This is a genomic window from Pedococcus sp. P1_H8 (assembly GCF_056405175.1).
The window spans coordinates 41360-58406 of the sequence record NZ_JBFUCP010000012.1 but is presented as its reverse complement, the minus strand read 5'-3'; the positions used below and the strand labels follow the sequence as shown (position 1 = coordinate 58406).

19 protein-coding genes and 1 riboswitch are annotated in these 17047 nt (G+C 70.7%); of the genes, 7 read left to right on the top strand and 12 right to left on the bottom strand.

The annotated features are described in order from the left end of the window. Positions 1–28 precede the first annotated feature (28 nt). The 4 genes from AC1DYG_RS16780 to AC1DYG_RS16765 all read right to left on the bottom strand — a co-directional run bounded on the left by AC1DYG_RS16780 (position 29) and on the right by AC1DYG_RS16765 (position 3548). Positions 29–232, bottom strand: a complete 204-nt coding sequence (locus AC1DYG_RS16780; protein WP_477641012.1) for a hypothetical protein — start codon at positions 230–232, stop codon at positions 29–31. A 93-nt stretch (positions 233–325) separates the two neighbouring features. Then, positions 326–1645: a bifunctional o-acetylhomoserine/o-acetylserine sulfhydrylase gene (locus AC1DYG_RS16775; protein ID WP_477641011.1), complete on the bottom strand. Its 1320-nt coding sequence runs from the start codon at positions 1643–1645 to the stop codon at positions 326–328. Positions 1646–1803: 158 nt separating this feature from the next. After that, positions 1804–1918: riboswitch (SAM riboswitch) on the bottom strand. 89 nt (positions 1919–2007) lie between these two features. After that, the gene (locus tag AC1DYG_RS16770; protein ID WP_477641010.1) at positions 2008–3261 is read right to left on the bottom strand and encodes a hypothetical protein; all 1254 of its coding nucleotides are present in this window, start codon (positions 3259–3261) and stop codon (positions 2008–2010) included. Further along, complete coding sequence (locus AC1DYG_RS16765) at positions 3258–3548, bottom strand: hypothetical protein (RefSeq protein ID WP_477641009.1); 291 nt, start codon at positions 3546–3548, stop codon at positions 3258–3260. The genes AC1DYG_RS16770 and AC1DYG_RS16765 overlap by 4 nt, the downstream gene beginning before the upstream one ends. 105 nt (positions 3549–3653) lie before the next feature. Here AC1DYG_RS16765 and AC1DYG_RS16760 point away from each other — a divergent pair, with 105 nt between their 5' ends. After that, positions 3654–4100, top strand: coding sequence for a nitroreductase family deazaflavin-dependent oxidoreductase (locus AC1DYG_RS16760; protein WP_477641008.1), 447 nt, complete (start codon positions 3654–3656; stop codon positions 4098–4100). Positions 4101–4115: 15 nt separating this feature from the next. Here the strand turns inward: AC1DYG_RS16760 and AC1DYG_RS16755 are convergent, their stop codons facing one another. The 4 genes from AC1DYG_RS16755 to AC1DYG_RS16740 form a co-directional block, all read right to left on the bottom strand. After that, the gene (locus AC1DYG_RS16755) at positions 4116–4523 is read right to left on the bottom strand and encodes a hypothetical protein (RefSeq protein ID WP_477641007.1); all 408 of its coding nucleotides are present in this window, start codon (positions 4521–4523) and stop codon (positions 4116–4118) included. After that, a complete protein-coding gene (locus AC1DYG_RS16750; protein ID WP_477641006.1) occupies positions 4516–4881 on the bottom strand; it encodes a hypothetical protein in 366 nt (121 codons plus the stop codon). Before AC1DYG_RS16750 ends, AC1DYG_RS16755 begins: the two co-directional genes overlap by 8 nt. 51 nt (positions 4882–4932) lie before the next feature. Beyond that, positions 4933–6309, bottom strand: coding sequence for an RNA polymerase sigma factor (locus tag AC1DYG_RS16745; protein ID WP_477641005.1), 1377 nt, complete (start codon positions 6307–6309; stop codon positions 4933–4935). A gap of 180 nt (positions 6310–6489) precedes the next feature. Continuing rightward, entirely contained in the window at positions 6490–8700 is a 2211-nt protein-coding gene (locus tag AC1DYG_RS16740) for an MMPL family transporter (RefSeq protein ID WP_477641004.1), read from the bottom strand. Positions 8701–8863: 163 nt separating this feature from the next. On the opposite strand from AC1DYG_RS16740, the gene AC1DYG_RS16735 reads away from it, so the two are divergent. Further along, positions 8864–9655, top strand: a complete 792-nt coding sequence (locus AC1DYG_RS16735) for a TetR/AcrR family transcriptional regulator (RefSeq protein WP_477641003.1) — start codon at positions 8864–8866, stop codon at positions 9653–9655. Positions 9656–9702: 47 nt separating this feature from the next. Here AC1DYG_RS16735 and AC1DYG_RS16730 read toward each other — a convergent pair whose 3' ends face one another. Genes AC1DYG_RS16730 through AC1DYG_RS16720 form a run of 3 tightly spaced genes read right to left on the bottom strand, consistent with a single transcriptional unit; the run spans position 9703 to position 10736 of the window. After that, positions 9703–9903, bottom strand: coding sequence for a DUF4177 domain-containing protein (locus tag AC1DYG_RS16730; RefSeq protein ID WP_477617823.1), 201 nt, complete (start codon positions 9901–9903; stop codon positions 9703–9705). A 49-nt stretch (positions 9904–9952) separates the two neighbouring features. After that, entirely contained in the window at positions 9953–10381 is a 429-nt protein-coding gene (locus AC1DYG_RS16725) for a hypothetical protein (RefSeq protein WP_477641002.1), read from the bottom strand. A gap of 55 nt (positions 10382–10436) precedes the next feature. Beyond that, positions 10437–10736 carry a hypothetical protein gene (locus tag AC1DYG_RS16720; RefSeq protein ID WP_477641001.1) on the bottom strand — a complete coding sequence of 100 codons (300 nt, stop codon included), beginning with the start codon at positions 10734–10736 and terminating at the stop codon, positions 10437–10439. Positions 10737–10970: 234 nt separating this feature from the next. Here AC1DYG_RS16720 and AC1DYG_RS16715 point away from each other — a divergent pair, with 234 nt between their 5' ends. After that, positions 10971–11192, top strand: coding sequence for a hypothetical protein (locus tag AC1DYG_RS16715; RefSeq protein ID WP_477641000.1), 222 nt, complete (start codon positions 10971–10973; stop codon positions 11190–11192). Positions 11193–11212: 20 nt separating this feature from the next. Here AC1DYG_RS16715 and AC1DYG_RS16710 read toward each other — a convergent pair whose 3' ends face one another. Further along, positions 11213–12088: a LysR substrate-binding domain-containing protein gene (locus tag AC1DYG_RS16710; protein WP_477640999.1), complete on the bottom strand. Its 876-nt coding sequence runs from the start codon at positions 12086–12088 to the stop codon at positions 11213–11215. Between the two features lie 205 nt (positions 12089–12293). Between AC1DYG_RS16710 and AC1DYG_RS16705 the strand changes: the two genes are divergently transcribed. The 4 genes from AC1DYG_RS16705 to AC1DYG_RS16690 all read left to right on the top strand — a co-directional run bounded on the left by AC1DYG_RS16705 (position 12294) and on the right by AC1DYG_RS16690 (position 16988). Then, a complete protein-coding gene (locus AC1DYG_RS16705) occupies positions 12294–13622 on the top strand; it encodes an MFS transporter (protein ID WP_477640998.1) in 1329 nt (442 codons plus the stop codon). A 128-nt stretch (positions 13623–13750) separates the two neighbouring features. Beyond that, positions 13751–14080 (top strand): hypothetical protein, encoded by a 330-nt coding sequence (locus AC1DYG_RS16700; RefSeq protein ID WP_477640997.1) that lies wholly within the window; start codon positions 13751–13753, stop codon positions 14078–14080. Next, complete coding sequence (locus AC1DYG_RS16695) at positions 14053–15210, top strand: flavin-containing monooxygenase (protein ID WP_477640996.1); 1158 nt, start codon at positions 14053–14055, stop codon at positions 15208–15210. The genes AC1DYG_RS16700 and AC1DYG_RS16695 overlap by 28 nt, the downstream gene beginning before the upstream one ends. A 152-nt stretch (positions 15211–15362) precedes the next feature. Next, the gene (locus AC1DYG_RS16690; protein ID WP_477640995.1) at positions 15363–16988 is read left to right on the top strand and encodes a LuxR C-terminal-related transcriptional regulator; all 1626 of its coding nucleotides are present in this window, start codon (positions 15363–15365) and stop codon (positions 16986–16988) included. Positions 16989–17047 lie beyond the last annotated feature (59 nt).

The following is a 17047-nucleotide window of genomic DNA, read 5'->3' as shown; positions in this document are numbered from 1 at the left end:
GGTGAGCCAGACTCACCCCTGGGTCCGCTCAGCGCACCAGCGTGGTCAGGTTGCGCGGGTTCGGCAGCTGGTCGGGAGCTAGGATCGCCCCGCCACCCGAGACGGTCACCAGCAGCAGGATGAGGGCAAGGAGGGTCAGGGCCACGGCGAGGGCGAGCCGCGGGACCTGGTGCGGAAGGTGGACCGGGTGGACGTGCAGGTGAAGCGTCACGGGCCCCGGATGCGAAGCCATGGCCCCAGTATCCTCCCGCGGCCGCCGACTGACACCTGCATCCGACGGGTTCGCTCCGACGCAGGTGTCAGCCAGTCAGCTCGGCCAGTCACCTCAGGCGCTCTTGGCGGCGATGAACCCCTGCTCGAGGTCGGCGAGGATGTCGTCGATGTGCTCGATGCCCACGGCGAGGCGCACCAGCCCGGGCGTCACCCCTGCCTTCAGACGGTCGCCGTCCGGACCCTGCGAGTGAGTCGTGGAGGCCGGGTGGATCGCGAGCGAACGCACGTCACCGATGTTGGCGACGTGGCTGTGCAGGACCAGTGACTCGACGAACCGGCGTCCCGCTTCGACACCCCCGGCGATCTCGAACGCCAGCACCGCCCCAGCGCCCCGTGGCGTGTACTTGGTCGCCTTCTCGTGGGACTCGTGGTCGGGCAGTGACGCCCAGACGACCTGCTCGACCTGCTCGTGCGCCTGCAGGAACGCGGCCACCTTGTGGGTGTTCTCCAGGTGCCGCTCGATGCGCAGGCTCAGCGTCTCGATGCCCTGGGCGATGAGGAACGCGTTGAACGGTGAGATCGCCGGCCCCAGGTCGCGGAGCAGCTGGACGCGCGCCTTGAGGATGAACGCCAGGTTGGCGCCGAGGGCACTCCCCACGCCGAGGTCCCGCGCGAACACCAGCCCGTGGTAGCTCTCCTCGGGCGTGTTGTAGTTGGGGAACTTCTCCGGGTCGGCCCCGAAGTCGAACGTCCCTCCGTCGACGATCACCCCGGCGATCGAGGTGCCGTGACCACCGAGGTACTTGGTGGCGGAGTGCAGGACGATGTCGGCGCCCCACTCCAGCGGGCGGATGAGGTAGGGCGTGGCGATCGTGTTGTCCACGACGAGCGGCACACCGGCCTCGTGGGCGACGGCCGCGACTCCCTCGATGTCGAGCACCTCCGACTTCGGGTTGGAGATGGTCTCGCCGAAGAACAGCTTGGTGTTGGGCCGGACGGCTGCCCTCCACGACTCCAGGTCGTTCGGGTCCTCGACGAAGCCCACCTCGATCCCGAACTTGGGGAGGGTGTGCTTGAGCAGGTTGAAGGTGCCGCCGTACAGGCTCGGGCTCGCCACGACGTGGTCCCCCGCCTCGGCGATGTTGAGGATGGCCAGGGTCTCGGCAGCCTGGCCCGAGGCGACGAGCAGCGCCCCGACGCCGCCCTCGAGCGACGCGACGCGCTGCTCGACGGCGTCCTGGGTCGGGTTCATGATGCGCGTGTAGATGTTGCCGAACTCCTTGAGGGCAAACAGGTTTGCCGCGTGCTCGGTGTCCTTGAAGACGTATGACGTCGTCTGGTAGATCGGCAGCGCGCGAGCGCCTGTCGCGGAATCCGGCTCTTGTCCGACGTGGACCTGGCGGGTCTCGAACGACCAGTTGGTGGAACTCATCTCGGTGTCCTTCACTCTCGTATGCCGCGTGACGCGGCTCGGGGGCCCGTCGCCGGCGGAGTGGGTGGTCGAGGAGCCCGTGAAGGGAAGGTCCGTCATCCCCAAGGTCTTGTGATCACTGACGCCACCGCCGGAACGGTGCGGGACACGTGGTGGGTCTCCCGCGCTTGCGGACGGCAACGGCGCCGCCCGCCAGGTCTTCACCCGGGGCACCCCACCGCGGAGGAGGGTTGCCGGCCAGCGAGCCGGGGCATGTCGCTGGCACTCATGACCTGGCCCGAGGCTACGCCGCGGAGGTGAGCGGGCGGCATACCCATCTCTCATCGCGGACGCAGCGTCCTGGTGGCCACGGGCGGCCTGAGTCAGCGGCCGCCGGGGCGGTTGTCGGGGTCCGGGGCGGGGCCACGCGCGGCGGAGGCGTCGCGCGCCTGCATCGCCTCGTCCGTCTCATGCCGGAGGTACAGGTCGCGCCCGGTGCCGACCGCCCCCAGACCGGCCGTGGTCGCCTCGGCGGCAAGGCCGGTCACGAACATCGTCCGTGAGCGGGCGGGGTCACCGGTGACCAGGGCGAGGTCGTCGAGCCACTTGTTGCGCACCAGGACTCGTGCGCGTTCCCTGACCTGCTCGGCCGCCCAGTGCGCCGTCGCGGTCGGCGAGCCCGGTGAGCGGGTGGCGCGGAACATGCGGCCGCCGGGCTTGGGGTCGGCTCGACCGGCGCGACGCAGCTCCTCGGCCGTCGCGAGCCGGAGCCGTTGGGCGGTGTCATGGCGCAGCAGGCGTCGCGCTGTCCTCGTGCGGCCGACGAGAGCCGCGGGGTTCGTCGCCAGCGCGCCCCGCTTGAGCACCGCGGACGCCGGGCCGGTGGCCGACGTCGCGGCGCCCAGGGCGATGTCGCCCCAGTCCCCGTCGCCGTAGCCGACCTTGACCAGGACGTCTGCTGTCACCTCGAGGCCGTCGCAGACCTCGGCGACCACGCCCAGCGCCTTGGCCGGCGGCGTGGGAGCCATGGCCACGGCTCCCGTCGCGCTCCCCAGGGCACCGGCCGCGCGACTCAGTCCGGTCAGGGAGTCGTAGAGCCGTGAGTCGTCGAGCCCGTCCTGGACGAGCCGGTGCAGCACGGTGGCGCACCGGCGGTCCGCCTCGGCGAACCGCTCCCAGGCCGCCGCGTGGCGGCGTTCGGCGAGCTGGACGAGCTCGAGCTGCTCGATCTCCTTGCGGTGCAGGTCTGCGGCGACGACGCGCTGCGCTAGGTCGGCGCTCTCCTGCGCCGCCACCCGCCGGTTGCCGAGGGTGACGGCGAGCTGCCAAGCCTCCGCGTGCGTCGTCACCGCCCAGGAGGCGTCGTGCTGCGCCTGCGACAGCGCCGCGCCGAGCGGACGCAGGGCCACCGCGGAGACCGCGTAGCGACGTCCGACCGAGACGAGTAGCGAGGACGCCGTGCGAGATCGAGCGGCGAAGGCGGCACCCCCGGGACCCGACCAGGTGGCCCTGCTCGGGTCGCCGAGGCCCCGCAGCGTGCCCGCCAGGGCCAGCAGCAGCTCGCCCTGCCCTGCCAGTCGGTCGGCCAGCGCACGCACCGTGCCGGGATCGCCGGGAAGCGGCCGCAGGATCGTCATCCGCCACCGCCCGGGAAGGCGGCTGCGCTCCCGCTCTCGACCTCGGCGTACAACCGCCCGGCGAGAGCGGTCGCGGCGGCCAGGTCCTCGAGCTCGCGTCCGAGTGACTGGCGTTGGTGCTCGAAGTCGCCGAGCACGGAGGCGAGCGCCCCCGCGCTGTCGCCGGGGCCCAACGCCCAGGTCTGCTCGGAGCCGCGCAGCGCCTGCCACTGGAGGTCCGCTGCCACCTCCCTGAGGGCATCGGCCAGGGCCAGGACGGCGTCGGGGTCCACCTCGATCCGGGTCATGATTCGAGGGTAGGTCGGTCCCGCGAGGTCTCCGGAGGTTGTCCACAGCCGCCCGGGCGCTGGGCCCGCCCACCCGGAATCTGCCGGTTCGTGTTGTGATGGACCATGACCATTCTGGGTGAGTACGTCGCCAGTCCCACCGCGTGGGTTCGCAGCCAGGTCGAGAAGATCGAGACCACGGGGACGACCCGCGCGGTCGACATCCAGGGCCGACCGGTCGTGATGCTGACCATGCTCGGCCTCTCCGGCAAGGTGCGGAAGGTGCCGTTGATGCGCGTCGAGCACGACGGTGTGTATGCCGCGGTGGCGAGCAAGGGCGGCGCCCCCGAGCACCCGAAGTGGTACGCCAACCTCCGGAAGAACCCGGTCCTTGACCTGCAGGACGACGAGCGCACCTGGACGGTGCGGGCCCGTGAGCTCGAAGGCGCCGAGCGCGAGGAGTGGTGGCCGCGGTGTGTGGAGGCGTTCCCGCCCTACGCCGACTACCAGGTCAAGACCGACCGGCTGATCCCCGTCTTCGTCCTCGAGCCCATCGACGAGCCCAGCGCCTAGCCCCCTGACCAGTTCTCAGCGGGGACGCGTGCGCCGCAGCCAGAGCAGCCCGAGCACGGGCAGGACCAGCGGCACGAAGCCGTAGCCGGACCCGAAGTGCGACCACACCGTCTTGTCGGGGAAGGCTTCCGTGGCCAGGTAGGACGCCAAGCCCACGACGAGCACCCCCGCCAGCTCGACGCTGATGGCCACCAGCGCGACCCGGCGTGAGGTCTGGTCACCGCGGGCCAGCGCGACCGTCGCCACGACGTAGATGACCGCCGCGAGCGCCGACAGGACATAGGCCAGCGGTGCCCTCGAGAAGTATTCGGAGATCTGCAGCACCGAACGACCGGTGGCCGCGAGGGCGAGCAGGCCGTACACGGCGACGAGGACCACGCCCGGTCCCGATCGGGTCGAACGCACTGACGGGGTCTCAGCCACGGAGGTTCCAGATCTGTTGGAGGCGCGCGGTCATGACCGCGACGCCGAAGGCACCGACGGCGACGACCCCCATGGCCCAGCGAGTCTTCTCCTTCAGCGCCAGGAACAGTGCTGCCGGCGGCACGAAGGGCAGGGTGATCGCGTAGGCCGCGAACGTCGCCTGTTCGGCGCCGCCACCGGGCACCCGCCCGAGGCGGACGAGGCAGACCACCAGCTGCACGAGCAGGCCCAGCTCCGTCACCCCCGCCACGAGCAGGAGGCGGTCGTCGACGAGGCGGCTGCGCGCGGCATACCAGGCGGCGACGGCCATCAGGCACACCGCTGCCATGAGCACGACGACGGTCAGCGGGAAGAGCACGGCGGGAAGCCTACGCGAGCACCCGACGTCGTCGTTCGCCGGTCAGAACGGCTAGCCGCCGGCCTTGCCGCCCTTGCCGGACGACCGCGGGTTCGGCGCCTTGCTCTCGCTGGTCGTGCCCGTGTCACTCGGGTCGGTGGCCGAGGTGCCCGCCTTGGCGGACTTGCCCTGCGCGGACGGCGCCACCGGCTTCGTGGAGCTGGAGTCGGGAGCCGCAGGGGCCTGCGAGTCCGGAGCCGGCGTCCGGGTGGTCGGCGGCTTCGTCGGGTGCGAGGGCTTGCCGGTCGGAGTGACGTGCGCGGTCGGCGCCGGTGCACCCTTGGTGGGCTTGGGGGCGAGCACCCCGGCGCAGTACGCCTCCACCCGTTCTGCCCCACCGGCTGTGCCGGACAGGTTGCGGAAGGCGACCGATTGGTCTCGGGCCGTGCCCTTGGCCTTGTCCGTGGCCCACGCCCTGCACAGACCGGCCGCCGGGCTGCCGGCAGCATGGGGCCCGACGCCCTCCGTCGGTCGCGTCGCGGGGTTGCTCCCGTCCTGCGACGTACCGTTGCCGCGGGCCTCGGGTGCGGGGGCCCCGACAGCGTCGTGCAGGACCTGCTGGACCTGGTCCGGCAGCACTCCGACGTAGGCGGCTGCACCGAGGCCGCCCAACGACATCGCCGACACGGACAGGGCTGTCGCGGTGAGGATCGCGGTCCGCGACCGACTGGCCGCCGACGCGGTCGCGGCGCCCGCGGAGCCGAGGCCGATGGCGATGACCTTGACCCCGGGCGACCGGCGTGCGCTGGAGGGGATCTTGCGGAAGGCACTCACCGCGATGTGTTCGTCAGCGAGCTCCGCCGGCGTGGCGGGGGCGGCCAACGACCACGTGAGCAGGTCGACATCGGTGCCCAGCCGCTCCAGGGCCCGCGTTTCGGCCCGTGCGATGTTCGCCTCGTCCACACCGATGACGTCGGCCACCGCACCGGGCGGCAGGCCGGCGCCCCAGCGCAGCACGACCACTTCGCCCTGTCCGAGGGGCAGCCCGCGCAACGCCGTCAGGGTGTCGTTGATCCCGCGGTGCACCGGGTTGCCTCCTTCGTCAGAGTCCAGCAGTTCGTCGATGTCGATCTCGCCGTCGCCGTCGACCTGGATCCCGGGCAGGACGGTGACCGAGCCCCAGGCGCGCCGGAGCGAGCTCTCCTCCGCCCGCTGGCGGGCACAGGCGAGCAACCAGACACGCCAGGCGAGCTCGTCCCCGGCAAACCCCGGCAGACCGCGCACGACGGTGATCCAGCCCTCGCACGCCTCGTCGTAGGGATCGTCGTGCCCGACCACCCGCAGGTAGCGGATCATGGCCGGGTTGGCATCACGCCAGAGCCGGGCGAAGGCTTCCTCTTCGCCGGCTTGGGCGGCGCGCAGAGTGCGCGCGAAGTCGGTCCCCAGCACAGTTCCAGTATTGCGGGCCCGCGCGCGCAGTCCCCTCAGCCGTTCGGCCCAAGTCCAGATTCGGGCGAAACGGACACTGCGGACCGGCCCGCCGGACCACCAGCACGCGGGGCCGCAGCGCCGTGCCCAAGGCTTCCGTGGGCACGGGAGCCTTGGGCACGGTATGCCGTACCGCCGGGGTCAGGGTGCGGCTGCCAGTTCGCGGGCGGGCACGGAGAGCGTCGTCGGATGGGCCGGCTCCTCGCGGTGTCCGTGCCGCTCCCACCACCGCGCCAGGGGACCGGGCGCGTACCAGTTCGCCCTGCCCAGCAGCCGCATCGTCGCGGGCACCAGCAGGGCCCGCACGACCGTGGCGTCGAGCAGGACGGCGACGAGCATGCCCACTCCGATCATCTTGAGGAAGACGATCCCGCTGGTCGCGAAGCCACCGATGACGACGGCCAGCAGCAGGGCGGCGCTGGTGATGATCCGCCCGGACCGCTGCACGCCGGCCGCGACGGCCCGGGTGTTGTCACCCGTGCGGTCCCACTCCTCACGCACCCGGCTCAGCAGGAAGACCTCGTAGTCCATCGACAGCCCGAACAGGATCGCGAGCATCAGGATGGGCTGCGTCACGTCGAGGTAGCCGGGCGAGGTGAAGCCGAGCAGCCCCGCCAGGTGACCTTCCTGGAAGATCCACGTGACCACGCCGAAGGACGCGACGATGGACACGCCGTTCATCACGATGGCCTTGAGGGGCAGCACGACCGAACCGAAGGCGACGAACAGCAGCACGAGCATGACGGCCGCCACCATGAGCGCCATCCACGGCAGGTGGCTGCCGATCGAGTCGATGAGGTCCACCGCGTCGGCGGTCGGTCCGCCGACCAGGGCGGTGGCGCCAGTCGGCGGGTCGACGGCCCGGATGCCCTTGAGCACGTCCTGGCTGCCTGCGGTCTGGGAGTTCCCCAGCCAGGTCGCCTGCACCAGGGTGAGCTGTTGGCCGTCCACGGACCTGGTCGCCACGGCTTGCGCCTGGGTGACCCCGTCAACCGCCTTCAGGCTGGTCAGGTAGGCCGAGGTGGCCGCCTCGTCCGCTCCGCGCAGCATGATCGACGCCGTGGAGGTCTCGCCACCGAAGAGGTCCGCCTGCAGGTCCGCGGCCTGGCGGCTGGGCGAGCTCACCGGCAGCACGCGCTCGTCGACGCTGCCCCACTGCGCCCCCAGGAACGGGCTGCCCAGCGCGAGCAGACTGATCACGATGGCCACGAGGTAGGCGACGGGGCGGCGCATCACGCTGTGCGCGACCCTGGCCCACGTGCCGTGCACCACTTCGTGGTCGGAGCCGTGCACCTCGTCCGGGGTGCGCGCATCGGCGACGTGCGCACGCGAGCCGCGGCGCCACGGCATACGGCCGAACTCGATGCGCGGCCCGAGCACACCCAGCAGGGCCGGCAGCACCGTCAGTGCCGCCAGCATGGCGACCAGCACGGCGGCCATGCCGCCATAGCCCATGGAGCGCAGGAAGTTCTGGGGGAACAGCAGAAGCGAGGCGAGCGACGCGGCGACGATCAGGCCGGAGAAGAGCACGGTGCGACCGGCGGTGGCCATTGTGCGGACGACGGCGGCGCGGACGCTGTCCCTGGACGTGTCCGGCTGGTGGGCCAGCTCCTCCCGGAAACGGCTCACGACGAAGAGCGCGTAGTCGATCGCCAGACCCATGCCGAGCAGGGTGATGACGTTGATCGAGAAGATCGAGACGTCGGTGACTCCCGTGATGAGGCGCACGACCGCGAAGGCGCCCATCACGGCGATCCCGCCGACCAGGGTGGGCATGAGGGCCGAGACGAGGCTGCCGAAGATCAGCAGGCTGAGGAGGAAGACGATCGGCAGCGAGATCGACTCGGCGCGGGCGATGTCCTTGGAGACCTGGTCGTTGACGTCGCCGAAGACCGCCCAGCGGCCCCCCACGCTGGTGCTCAGTCCCGGGGCGTCGAGGTCATCCTTGACGGCTTCCCAGTTGTCGCTCTTGGCGTCCTGGCTGGAGCCGGCGAGCGTGACGATGACCCGCGTGGCGTGCCCGTCACTGCTGACCAGTCCGGGCGACTTCGTGCCGTAGTAGGTCACCGCCCCGGCGACATCGCTCTGGGGCAGCGCGGTCACCGTGTCGGTCACCGCGCGCTGGAACGCCGGGTCCTCCACCCGCAGGGTCGGGCTGGAGTAGACGACCACGAGGTCGGTCTCCCGCCCCGGGAAGGTCGCCTGCTCGAGGACGAGCTCCTTGGCCGAGTCGCTGGCGGGGTCGTCGAACCCGCCGTTGGAGAGACTCCCGAACACCCCTATCCCGTAGGCCGCGGCGGCCAGGACCACGGCTATCCCGCCGAGGAGGACCAACCAAGACCTTCGTGCCACGAACTGACCCCACCTGTGCATCCGAACCACTCCCTCGCAACCCCGCATCACTGATGTTTACAGCAGTAACAGTGATGGGTGTAAACTAAGTTGTCAAGCGTTCATGGTTAACTCTTCGAAACAGCTCTCACCCCAGTTCGTGCACGAGGAAGCAGGGAGACAGATGACGGCGGTTCCGACCCGGCGAGAACGCCAGCGGCAGGCCACGTTCGACGAGATCGTCGACGTCGCGCGACAGCTGCTCCGCGACGGCGAGGACGTCTCGGTGCGGGCCGTCGCCCAGGAGATGGGCCTGACTCCCCCGGCGCTCTACCGCTACGTCGACAGCCACGCCGAGCTGATGGTGCGGGTGGCGCGGTCGATCTTCGAGGACGTGGTGGCGGCCATGACAACCGCCAGGGACCAGCAGGAGCCGGACGACCCGGCAGCGCAGATCGTCGCCTCGTCGGCGGCGTTCCGGAAGTGGGCGCTGACCAACCGCAACGAGTTCCAGCTCGTCTTCGCCTCGTCGACGTCCATTGCGCTCGACGAGGCCGCGGCCCAGGAGCCGCAGGTGATCACGTCCCTGGACGCGTGCCTGCCCGAGGAGTCGGGCGTGAAGATGTTCGGGGCGTTCTTCAGCGAGATCTTCGGGCGGCTGTGGGTCAAATACCAGTTCCACATCCCGTCCGACTCCGACCTCGACCCAGACCTGCTCGAGGTGCTCCGCAGCGAGATCAAGCCCCCCGAGGTGACGGATCCGCTGGGCGGTCCGACGCCGGGCATGATCTGGATGTTCGAGCGCTCGTGGTCACGGCTCTACGGCACGGTCACGCTCGAGGTGTTCGGCCACGTGCACCCGGCGTTCATCTCGACGGGAGCATTGTTCGGCGCGACCATGCTGGACATCGGACGCGAGCTCAGCATCGACGGCGAGTGGCCGCGGCTCCAGAAGGTGGCCCGCGCCCAGTATTGATGACTCAGGCTGAGGACTCAGGCTGAGGACTCAGGCTGAGAGGAGGCTCAGGCCTTCTGACGCTCGAACGTGACGAGCACCCCTTCGGTGCCGCCCGGTCCGATGCGTCCCTTGACCTCCACCGCCGTGACGGACTTCGCCTGCCAGCCCTTCTCGGCCCACTCGTTGAGGACCTTCTCCAGCTTGTCGGCGCTCATCTTGCCGCCGATCAGCCCTTCGCGGACCTGGACCACCTTGTACTCGTACATGCCCGCAGCCTAGAGCGGACTCCGACGCTCGGCCGTTGGATTGGTCAGGTCAGGACGCGTGGCGCAGTGGTGGCGGCAGAGCCTCGACGCCGTCGGGCGACGCGAGGTAGAAGCCCAGCAGCCGCACCCGGTGCCGTGCACAGGCCTCGATGGTCTCCTGGTGCCAGGCGCGGTCGTTGTCGGTCGGCGTGACGCCACGGCGGCGGCCGCGAGCGACGAGAATCGCCCCGTCGGTCTCACCGACCATCGGCAGCAGCAGGTCCAGCAGGCTGCGCACGTCGGCGGGGGGCGCTTCGGATGGCACGTCGGACAGGACGACCGGCTGCACTCCCCGATCCGCCCCGTCGCACACCATCAGGGCCAGGGCGCCGTTGCGGCGCTCCTCGATGCCGAGGATCAGGTCGACCACGTCGGCCTGAATCGTGGTGTCCGTCAACGGAATCGTGCGCAGGTCGCGTGGCAGGTCTTCGTAGCTCATGCCACGAATGCTGCCCGAAACCGCGGCCCCTCCCCGAAGTTATCCCCAGCCCGAGTCAGCGGCGGACCACGCGACGCAACAGGCGCAGGTCGTCGCGAAGCCGTGGGGGCACCGGCAGGTGGAGCGAGGTCAGCGCCTCCTCGTAGGCGGTCATCGCCGACACGAGGTGGCCGCGCGCGATCGTGAGCAGGTTGGCGTCCGAGGGCGGACGCCGATGCGCGGCAACCTCCGCCTGCGCGGACGTCATGGCCGCGTGCAGCTCTGCGAGCAGCGCCCGACCGGAGGAGGACAGTGGTCGCTCCGGGAGTCCCGAGACAGCTCCCTGCGCGCCTGCCTGCTTCATCACCGTGGTCATCGCCCATCGCGACGGACTCGGCATCACCCGGTCGGGTTTCGCCACCATCGTCGCGTTCACAGTACGCCCCGGCGTCGGGCCACCGGCGGGCGACCCGGGAGCTCGGCCGACCACGCGGCATACCGAACGTCGTGGAGGTGGCACCTCCTTCGGTCAGCTTCGCCTCGGACGAACGGAGGGGGTCGGTCGGATTGGGTGACTGGTCCTGGTCGCGGACTCCTAGCGTCCCTTCTCGTGAAGAACTTCCCCGTTGCCTCTGGTCGCGACACCGCCGATGCGTATGCCGCGTGGTGCCGCTGCGGTGGCACGCTTGCCGACGGTGCCCACCGGGTGTGCACAGGTGCGGCGGCGGTCCAGCACAGCGCACGGGTCGAGGTGCGGGCCGAGCTGCTGCTCAGCCGGCTCCGGGCGATCCACCTGATGGGGACGATGAACGGCGAGCTCCGCACGCTGTAGAGAACGCCCTCACGCTGCTGTCAGCCGCTGGTGACGGGACCCCGCGGGGCGCCACTGGCCAGGATGGCCGAGGTGAGTGCCTTGGCCGCCTCGGCAGGGGCCTGGCGGTTGGTGAGCAGCATGAGGTCGAGGTGCGGCAGCTTCGGCAGGCCGCTGGAGGTGGGGAGCTCGACCAGGTCAGGCGGCATGAGGGTGCGCGCCATGACGGAGATGCCCAGGCCCGCCCGGACGGCGGCCAGCACTCCGTTGACGCCACGGACGGTGCAGGTGATCCGGCTGCGGCGGCCGACGCGTTCGAGCGCCTGGACGCTGATCGCCCGGCTGAGGCTGGGCGCCTGGTAGACGACGAGGGGGACCGGTTGCTCGGGGTCCACCCGCGCGCCGTCGACTCCCGCCCACACGAGCTGGTCGCGGCGCACGAGCTGTCCGCGGGCCAGGGTCGAGGTGCCTGCGTTGCGCTTGACGAAGGCGACGTCGAGGTGACCTGACTCGATGCGCCTCAGCAGCCCCTCGTTCTGCAGGACGGTCAGCTCGAGGTCGATCCGCGGATAGAGCTGACGGAAGTCCCGCAGGATCCGCGGCAGGGGTGTGAGGGCGAGGTCGTCGGTCACCCCGAAGCGCAGCCGACCGGCGAGGTGCGAGCCGGTGAAGTAGCCGACGGCGCGCTCCTGCGCGGCCAGGATCTCGCGGGCGAAGCCGGCCATCGCCTCGCCGTCCGAGGTGAGCGCGACACTGCGGGTGTCCCGGACGAACAGCGGCCGCCCGACGGCCTCCTCGAGGCGGCGCACGTGCTGGCTGACCGTGGGCTGACGGATTCCGAGGGCCTCGGCGGCCCGCGTGAAGCTCAACGCCTGGGTCACGGCGAGGAAGGTGCGCAGCAGTTCTGGTTCGTACACGACAACTCCTGTGGGCGACATGGGGCGACGCAGTGCGGCGCGGGGCGGCGCCGGCGCCATGACCCCGACGAACTGGCAGTCATTGCAGAACGCAATGACACTTATATTACTCATTCTGTCTCAGAATGCCGCGACCGGACTCCCACGGCGCGCACACTGGAGGTGAACGCAACCAACCCAGACACGAAACCGTCCAGGACGATCCATGAGCTCCACCGCTGCCAACACAGTCCACCTCTCCGATCCCACACTCCCCCAACATGTTTCACGCACCTTCCCCTCGCTCGCGAATCGCAACTTCCGGCTGTTGCTGACCGGCCTGCTGATCTCGGGGACTGGCGGGTGGATCCAGCGCATCGCCCAGGACTGGCTGGTCCTGACGCTCACCGACAGCCCCACAGCGGTCGGCATCACCACCGCCTGCCAGTTCCTCCCGACCCTGGCTCTGGGCCTGCACGGCGGGCTGCTCGCCGACCGCTTCCCCAAGCGCGGCATCCTGCTCGCCACCCAGGTGTCGATGTCCCTGACTGCGGCAGCACTTGCGCTCCTGACGCTGAGCGGGCGCATCGAGGTGTGGCAGGTCTTCCTCCTCGCCGGCGTCCTCGGCGTCGTGACGGCCGTCGACAACCCCGTGCGACAGTCCTTCGTGTCGGAGGTCGTCGAGGGCCCGCAGCTGCCCAACGCGATCAGCCTGGTGTCCTGCACGTTCCAGATCGGCGCGATGGCGGGTCCCGTCATCGGTGGCGTGCTCATGAGCAGCGTGGGTGCGGGCTACGCCTTCGCGGCCAACTCGCTCACCTTTGCGGCGCCGGTCACTGCCCTCCTGCTCATGCGCGGAACAGGCCGCAGCCAGGCGGTGTCCATCGAAACTCCCGCCGCTGCCTCGCCGGGCATCCGCGAGGGTCTCGACTACGCGCTGCGCACGCCGACGGTCCTGTGGCCGGTCGTGATGGTCGGGGCGTTCGGCTTCTTCACGATCAGCCTGCCCGTCACGCTGGCCGCCTTCGCCAAGGAGGAGTTCCACTCGGGGGCGAGCGGTCTGGGCCTGCTCAACGGGGTCGTGGCCGTCGGCGCCCTCGCCGGCGCCCTCACCACCGCGCGGCGCAGCAAGCCGCTGCGCCTGCGGACCGTGGGCCTGGCCGCCTGGGCCCTGGCGATGGCGATGCTGCTCGCCGCTGCAGCACCCGACCAGCTCTCCTTCACCCTCCTGCTCGTGCTCGTCGGCGCTGCCAACCTGGGCTTCCTCACCTCGGCCCAGTCGCTGGTCCAGCTCGCCACCGCCGACCACCTGCGCGGACGGATCGTCGGCCTCTACATGCTGGTGTTCATCGGCAGCGGAGCACTCGGTGGTCCCGTCGTGGGGTTGCTGGCCGAACACCTCGGTCCGCGCACCGGCCTGCTGGTCTCCGGGGCGGTCCCAGCCGTGGTGACGATCCTCGTGTGCCGCCACCTGGCTCACACCGCGTCGCTGCGGATCGGACTCACCGCCTTCTCGGTCCGCGTGGTGCGACCATCGGTGATGCCTCGCGGCTGAGGTGAGGTGCCCGCACTGGTGGGCACGCGGCATACCCGTCAGTGGGTGGATCGGGTCAGCGAAGGCGCGGGGCGAATGGGCGAACCGCCCGACGAGGAGCACAGCCCGCTCTCCCTAGCGTCGAGGGCATGAACAGCTCCCTTCCCCTCGCAGCGGGCACCATCGCCACGGTCGTCTTCGCGGCCAGCGCGTTGCCGATGCTGGGGAAGGCTGCCCGCAGCAAGGACCTCAGGTCCTACAGCCGCAGCAACCTCGTCCTGGCCAACGTCGGCAACCTCGTCTACTCGCTGTACGTCTTCCACCTGCCGCCGGGCCCGATCTGGATGTTGCACACCTTCTACATCGTCACCTCGGGCCTGATGCTCTTCTGGAGCCTGCGCTACCGGACCGCGATGACGACCTCGTCCGTCACATCCCCCGGGAGCGAGCCATGCGCACCGAACACATCGAGACAGTGATCATCGGGGCCGGTCAGGCCGGCCTCGCCACCGCCCACCACCTCCAACGGTTGGGCCGCCCCTGCGTCGTCCTCGACGCGGCCTCCCGGGTGGGCGACGGCTGGCGTCAGCAGTGGGACAGCCTGCGGCTGTTCAGCCCGGCGTGGGCCGACGGCCTTCCGGGGATGGCCTTCCCGGCGCCGCGGTGGGCCTTCCCGACCAAGGACGAGTTCGCCGACTACCTCGAGGAGTATGCCGCGCGCTTCCGGCTGCCGGTGCGGCTCGACACCCGTGTGGAGAAGGTGTCGCCACTGCCCACCCTGCCCGACGCCCTGGTCGGGTCGGCTGGCTACGTGGTCACGACGGCCGGAGGGCAGATCCACGCCGACCACGTCGTGGTGGCCACCGGCACCTTCGGGCGGACGCCCCACGTGCCGAGTTTTGCCGACCAGCTCGACCCGTCGATCCGGCAGCTGCACTCCAGTCAGTACCGTCGCGCCGCGCAGCTCCCCGAGGGCCGGGTTCTGGTCGTCGGCGCCGCCCACTCAGGGTGCGACATCGCCTATGAGGTGGCGGCCGGCCGCGCCACCGTGCTGGCAGGGCCGGACACCGGTCAGATCCCGGTGCCGTTCAGCTCACCCCTGTTCAAGGTGGTCTTCCCGACCATGCTCTTCGTCTTCCGCAACGTGCTCACGCGGTCAAACCCGTTGGGCCGCAAGGCCAAGGAACACTTCCGCCATGGTGGGCCGCGACTGCGCATCCAACAAAGGGACCTCGCCGAGCGCGGGGTGGACTGGGTGCCCGGTCGGGTGGTCGGCGCCAAGGATGGCCTGCCACTGCTCGACGACGGGCGCGTCGTCGACGCGCGAACCGTGGTGTGGTGCACGGGGTTCCGGCAGGGGTTCGACTGGATGGAACTGCCCGTCCTCGACGAGGAAGGATGGCCGCGGGAGCTCCGTGGGGTGCCAGAAGGAGTCGCGGGGCTGTACTTCTGCGGCCTCCAGTTCCAGTACGCCGCCTCCTCGATGTTGATCTACGGTGCCGGCCGGGACGCCAAGCACGTCGCCACCCGCATCGCCAGCAGCGCCACCGCCCGGATCGGCCAGGAGCGGCGCCACGCCCGATCCGCCGGCCAGTCCGTGGCCTCCTGACCAGCACAGGCGCCGCCTCCCGACCCAAGTCACCAGACCTGCCCCGGTGCGGAACGGGGACTGCGGGACCTCGCCATCGGCGACGTCGCATCAGCCTCGTGGGCGAGGTCTTGGGCAGGGCAGCGCGCGTATTCTCCGAGGAGGAGGGTGCGATGAGCATCGACACAGGTGTCGTCGAGGGCCGGGAGGCCTATGCGCGCCGGGCCTGGGGCACGGCGTACGACCGGCTGAGCGCCTTCGACACCGGCCATCTCTCCCCTGCCGACCTCGGGCTGCTGGCGGTGGCCGCCTACATGGTGGGTGACCGGGACACGACAACCGCTGCGCTGGAGGGCTCCTTCCACCAGCACGTCGAGGCCGGGGAGGCTCTGGCTGCCGCCCGCGACGCGCACTGGCTCGGGTACGTCTTCAGCGCCAACGGCAGCCCGGCGGTCGGCGCCGGCTGGGTGTCCCGCGGAGCACGCCTGCTGGCGGACCAGCCCGAGGACTGCGTGGAGCGGGGCTACCTGCGCATCCACGAGATGATTCCGCTGGTCTACGCAGGTCGCTTCGCGGAGGCGCTCGAGGTCGCCACCCAGCTCCTGGAGATCGGGCAGCGTTGGGGTGAACCGGATCTCGTGGCGTTCGGGATGGCCAGTAGCGGTCGGCTGCTGCTCTATGCGGGCCGGGTTCCCGAAGGGCTGACGCTGCTCGACGAGGCCATGCTGGGCGTCACCGGCGGCGAGGTCTCGCCGATCCTCACGGGCGAGATCCTGTGCCTGATGATCGAGGCCTGCCAGGAGGTTGCCGACTACGGGAGGATCACCGAGTGGACAGGGGTGCTGTCGCGCTGGTGTGACGCGCAGCCCGACCTGGTGCCCTTCACCGGGCAGTGCGCAGTGCACCGAGCCCAGGTCCTGCGTGCACATGGTGACTTCCCGCTGGCCCTGACCGAGCTCGCCCGCGCTCGTGAGCGGTATGCCGCGAACGGATCGCCGCCGGCCACCGGGCTGGCGCTGTACGAACAGGGAGAGATCCAGCGGATCCAGGGCGAGTACGCCGCTGCCGAGGCGGCCTTCGCCCAGGCACGCACCCATGGGCACGAGGCCCAGCCGGGCCTCTCCCTGCTGTGGCTGGCCCGGGGTCGCACCGCAGCAGCAGCGGCGTCGATGCGACGGCTGATGAACGAGGCGCACGACCCCGTCACCCGCGCGCAGCTCCTGCCAGCAGCGATCGAGGTGCTGCTCGCGGACGGCGACAGTGACGCTGCCCGGGTGGCCGCCGAGGAGCTGCGGGAGACCGCCGACAGCTTCGCGTGCGATGGCCTCTCGGCCCGTGCCGCGTATGCCGTGGGCATCGTCGCGCTCGACGCCGGCGACGCCGCGGGAGCGCTGGGTCCCCTGCGTCGGGCCTGGAAGATCTGGATCGACCGAGGTGGCCGGTTCGAGGCAGCACGGGCCAGGGTGCGGATCGGCCTGGCCTACAGGGCGCTCGGCGACGAGGACTCGGCCCAGTCGGAGCTGACCGTGGCTCAGCGGGCGTTCGTGGAACTCGGAGCCAGGCCGTCCCAGCACGAGGTCGAACGGCTGTTGGCCCACGACCTGCCGGACGGGCTCACCGCTCGAGAGGTCGAGGTGCTGCGCCTGGTCGCACAGGGGCGGAGCAACCCGCAGATCGCGTCTGTTCTGTTCCTCAGCCAGAAGACCGTGCAGCGCCACCTCAGCAACATCTTCACCAAGATCGGGGTCACGTCGCGAACCGCCGCAGGCGTCTACGCGTCGGAGCACGACCTGGCCTAGGGGTCTGGCACCTCCTGCACTTCCCAGGGCCTCAGCCGCTCGGGTGGGCGCGGCACTTG

Coding starts and splice junctions, on each gene's coding strand:
- AC1DYG_RS16780 (WP_477641012.1), bottom strand. CDS start 232: ATGGCTTCGCATCCGGGGCCCGTGACGCTTCACCTGCACGTCCACCCG.
- AC1DYG_RS16775 (WP_477641011.1), bottom strand. CDS start 1,645: ATGAGTTCCACCAACTGGTCGTTCGAGACCCGCCAGGTCCACGTCGGA.
- AC1DYG_RS16770 (WP_477641010.1), bottom strand. CDS start 3,261: ATGACGATCCTGCGGCCGCTTCCCGGCGATCCCGGCACGGTGCGTGCG.
- AC1DYG_RS16765 (WP_477641009.1), bottom strand. CDS start 3,548: ATGACCCGGATCGAGGTGGACCCCGACGCCGTCCTGGCCCTGGCCGAT.
- AC1DYG_RS16760 (WP_477641008.1), top strand. CDS start 3,654: ATGACCATTCTGGGTGAGTACGTCGCCAGTCCCACCGCGTGGGTTCGC.
- AC1DYG_RS16735 (WP_477641003.1), top strand. CDS start 8,864: ATGACGGCGGTTCCGACCCGGCGAGAACGCCAGCGGCAGGCCACGTTC.
- AC1DYG_RS16730 (WP_477617823.1), bottom strand. CDS start 9,903: ATGTACGAGTACAAGGTGGTCCAGGTCCGCGAAGGGCTGATCGGCGGC.
- AC1DYG_RS16725 (WP_477641002.1), bottom strand. CDS start 10,381: ATGAGCTACGAAGACCTGCCACGCGACCTGCGCACGATTCCGTTGACG.
- AC1DYG_RS16720 (WP_477641001.1), bottom strand. CDS start 10,736: ATGACCACGGTGATGAAGCAGGCAGGCGCGCAGGGAGCTGTCTCGGGA.
- AC1DYG_RS16705 (WP_477640998.1), top strand. CDS start 12,294: ATGAGCTCCACCGCTGCCAACACAGTCCACCTCTCCGATCCCACACTC.
- AC1DYG_RS16700 (WP_477640997.1), top strand. CDS start 13,751: ATGAACAGCTCCCTTCCCCTCGCAGCGGGCACCATCGCCACGGTCGTC.
- AC1DYG_RS16695 (WP_477640996.1), top strand. CDS start 14,053: ATGCGCACCGAACACATCGAGACAGTGATCATCGGGGCCGGTCAGGCC.
- AC1DYG_RS16690 (WP_477640995.1), top strand. CDS start 15,363: ATGAGCATCGACACAGGTGTCGTCGAGGGCCGGGAGGCCTATGCGCGC.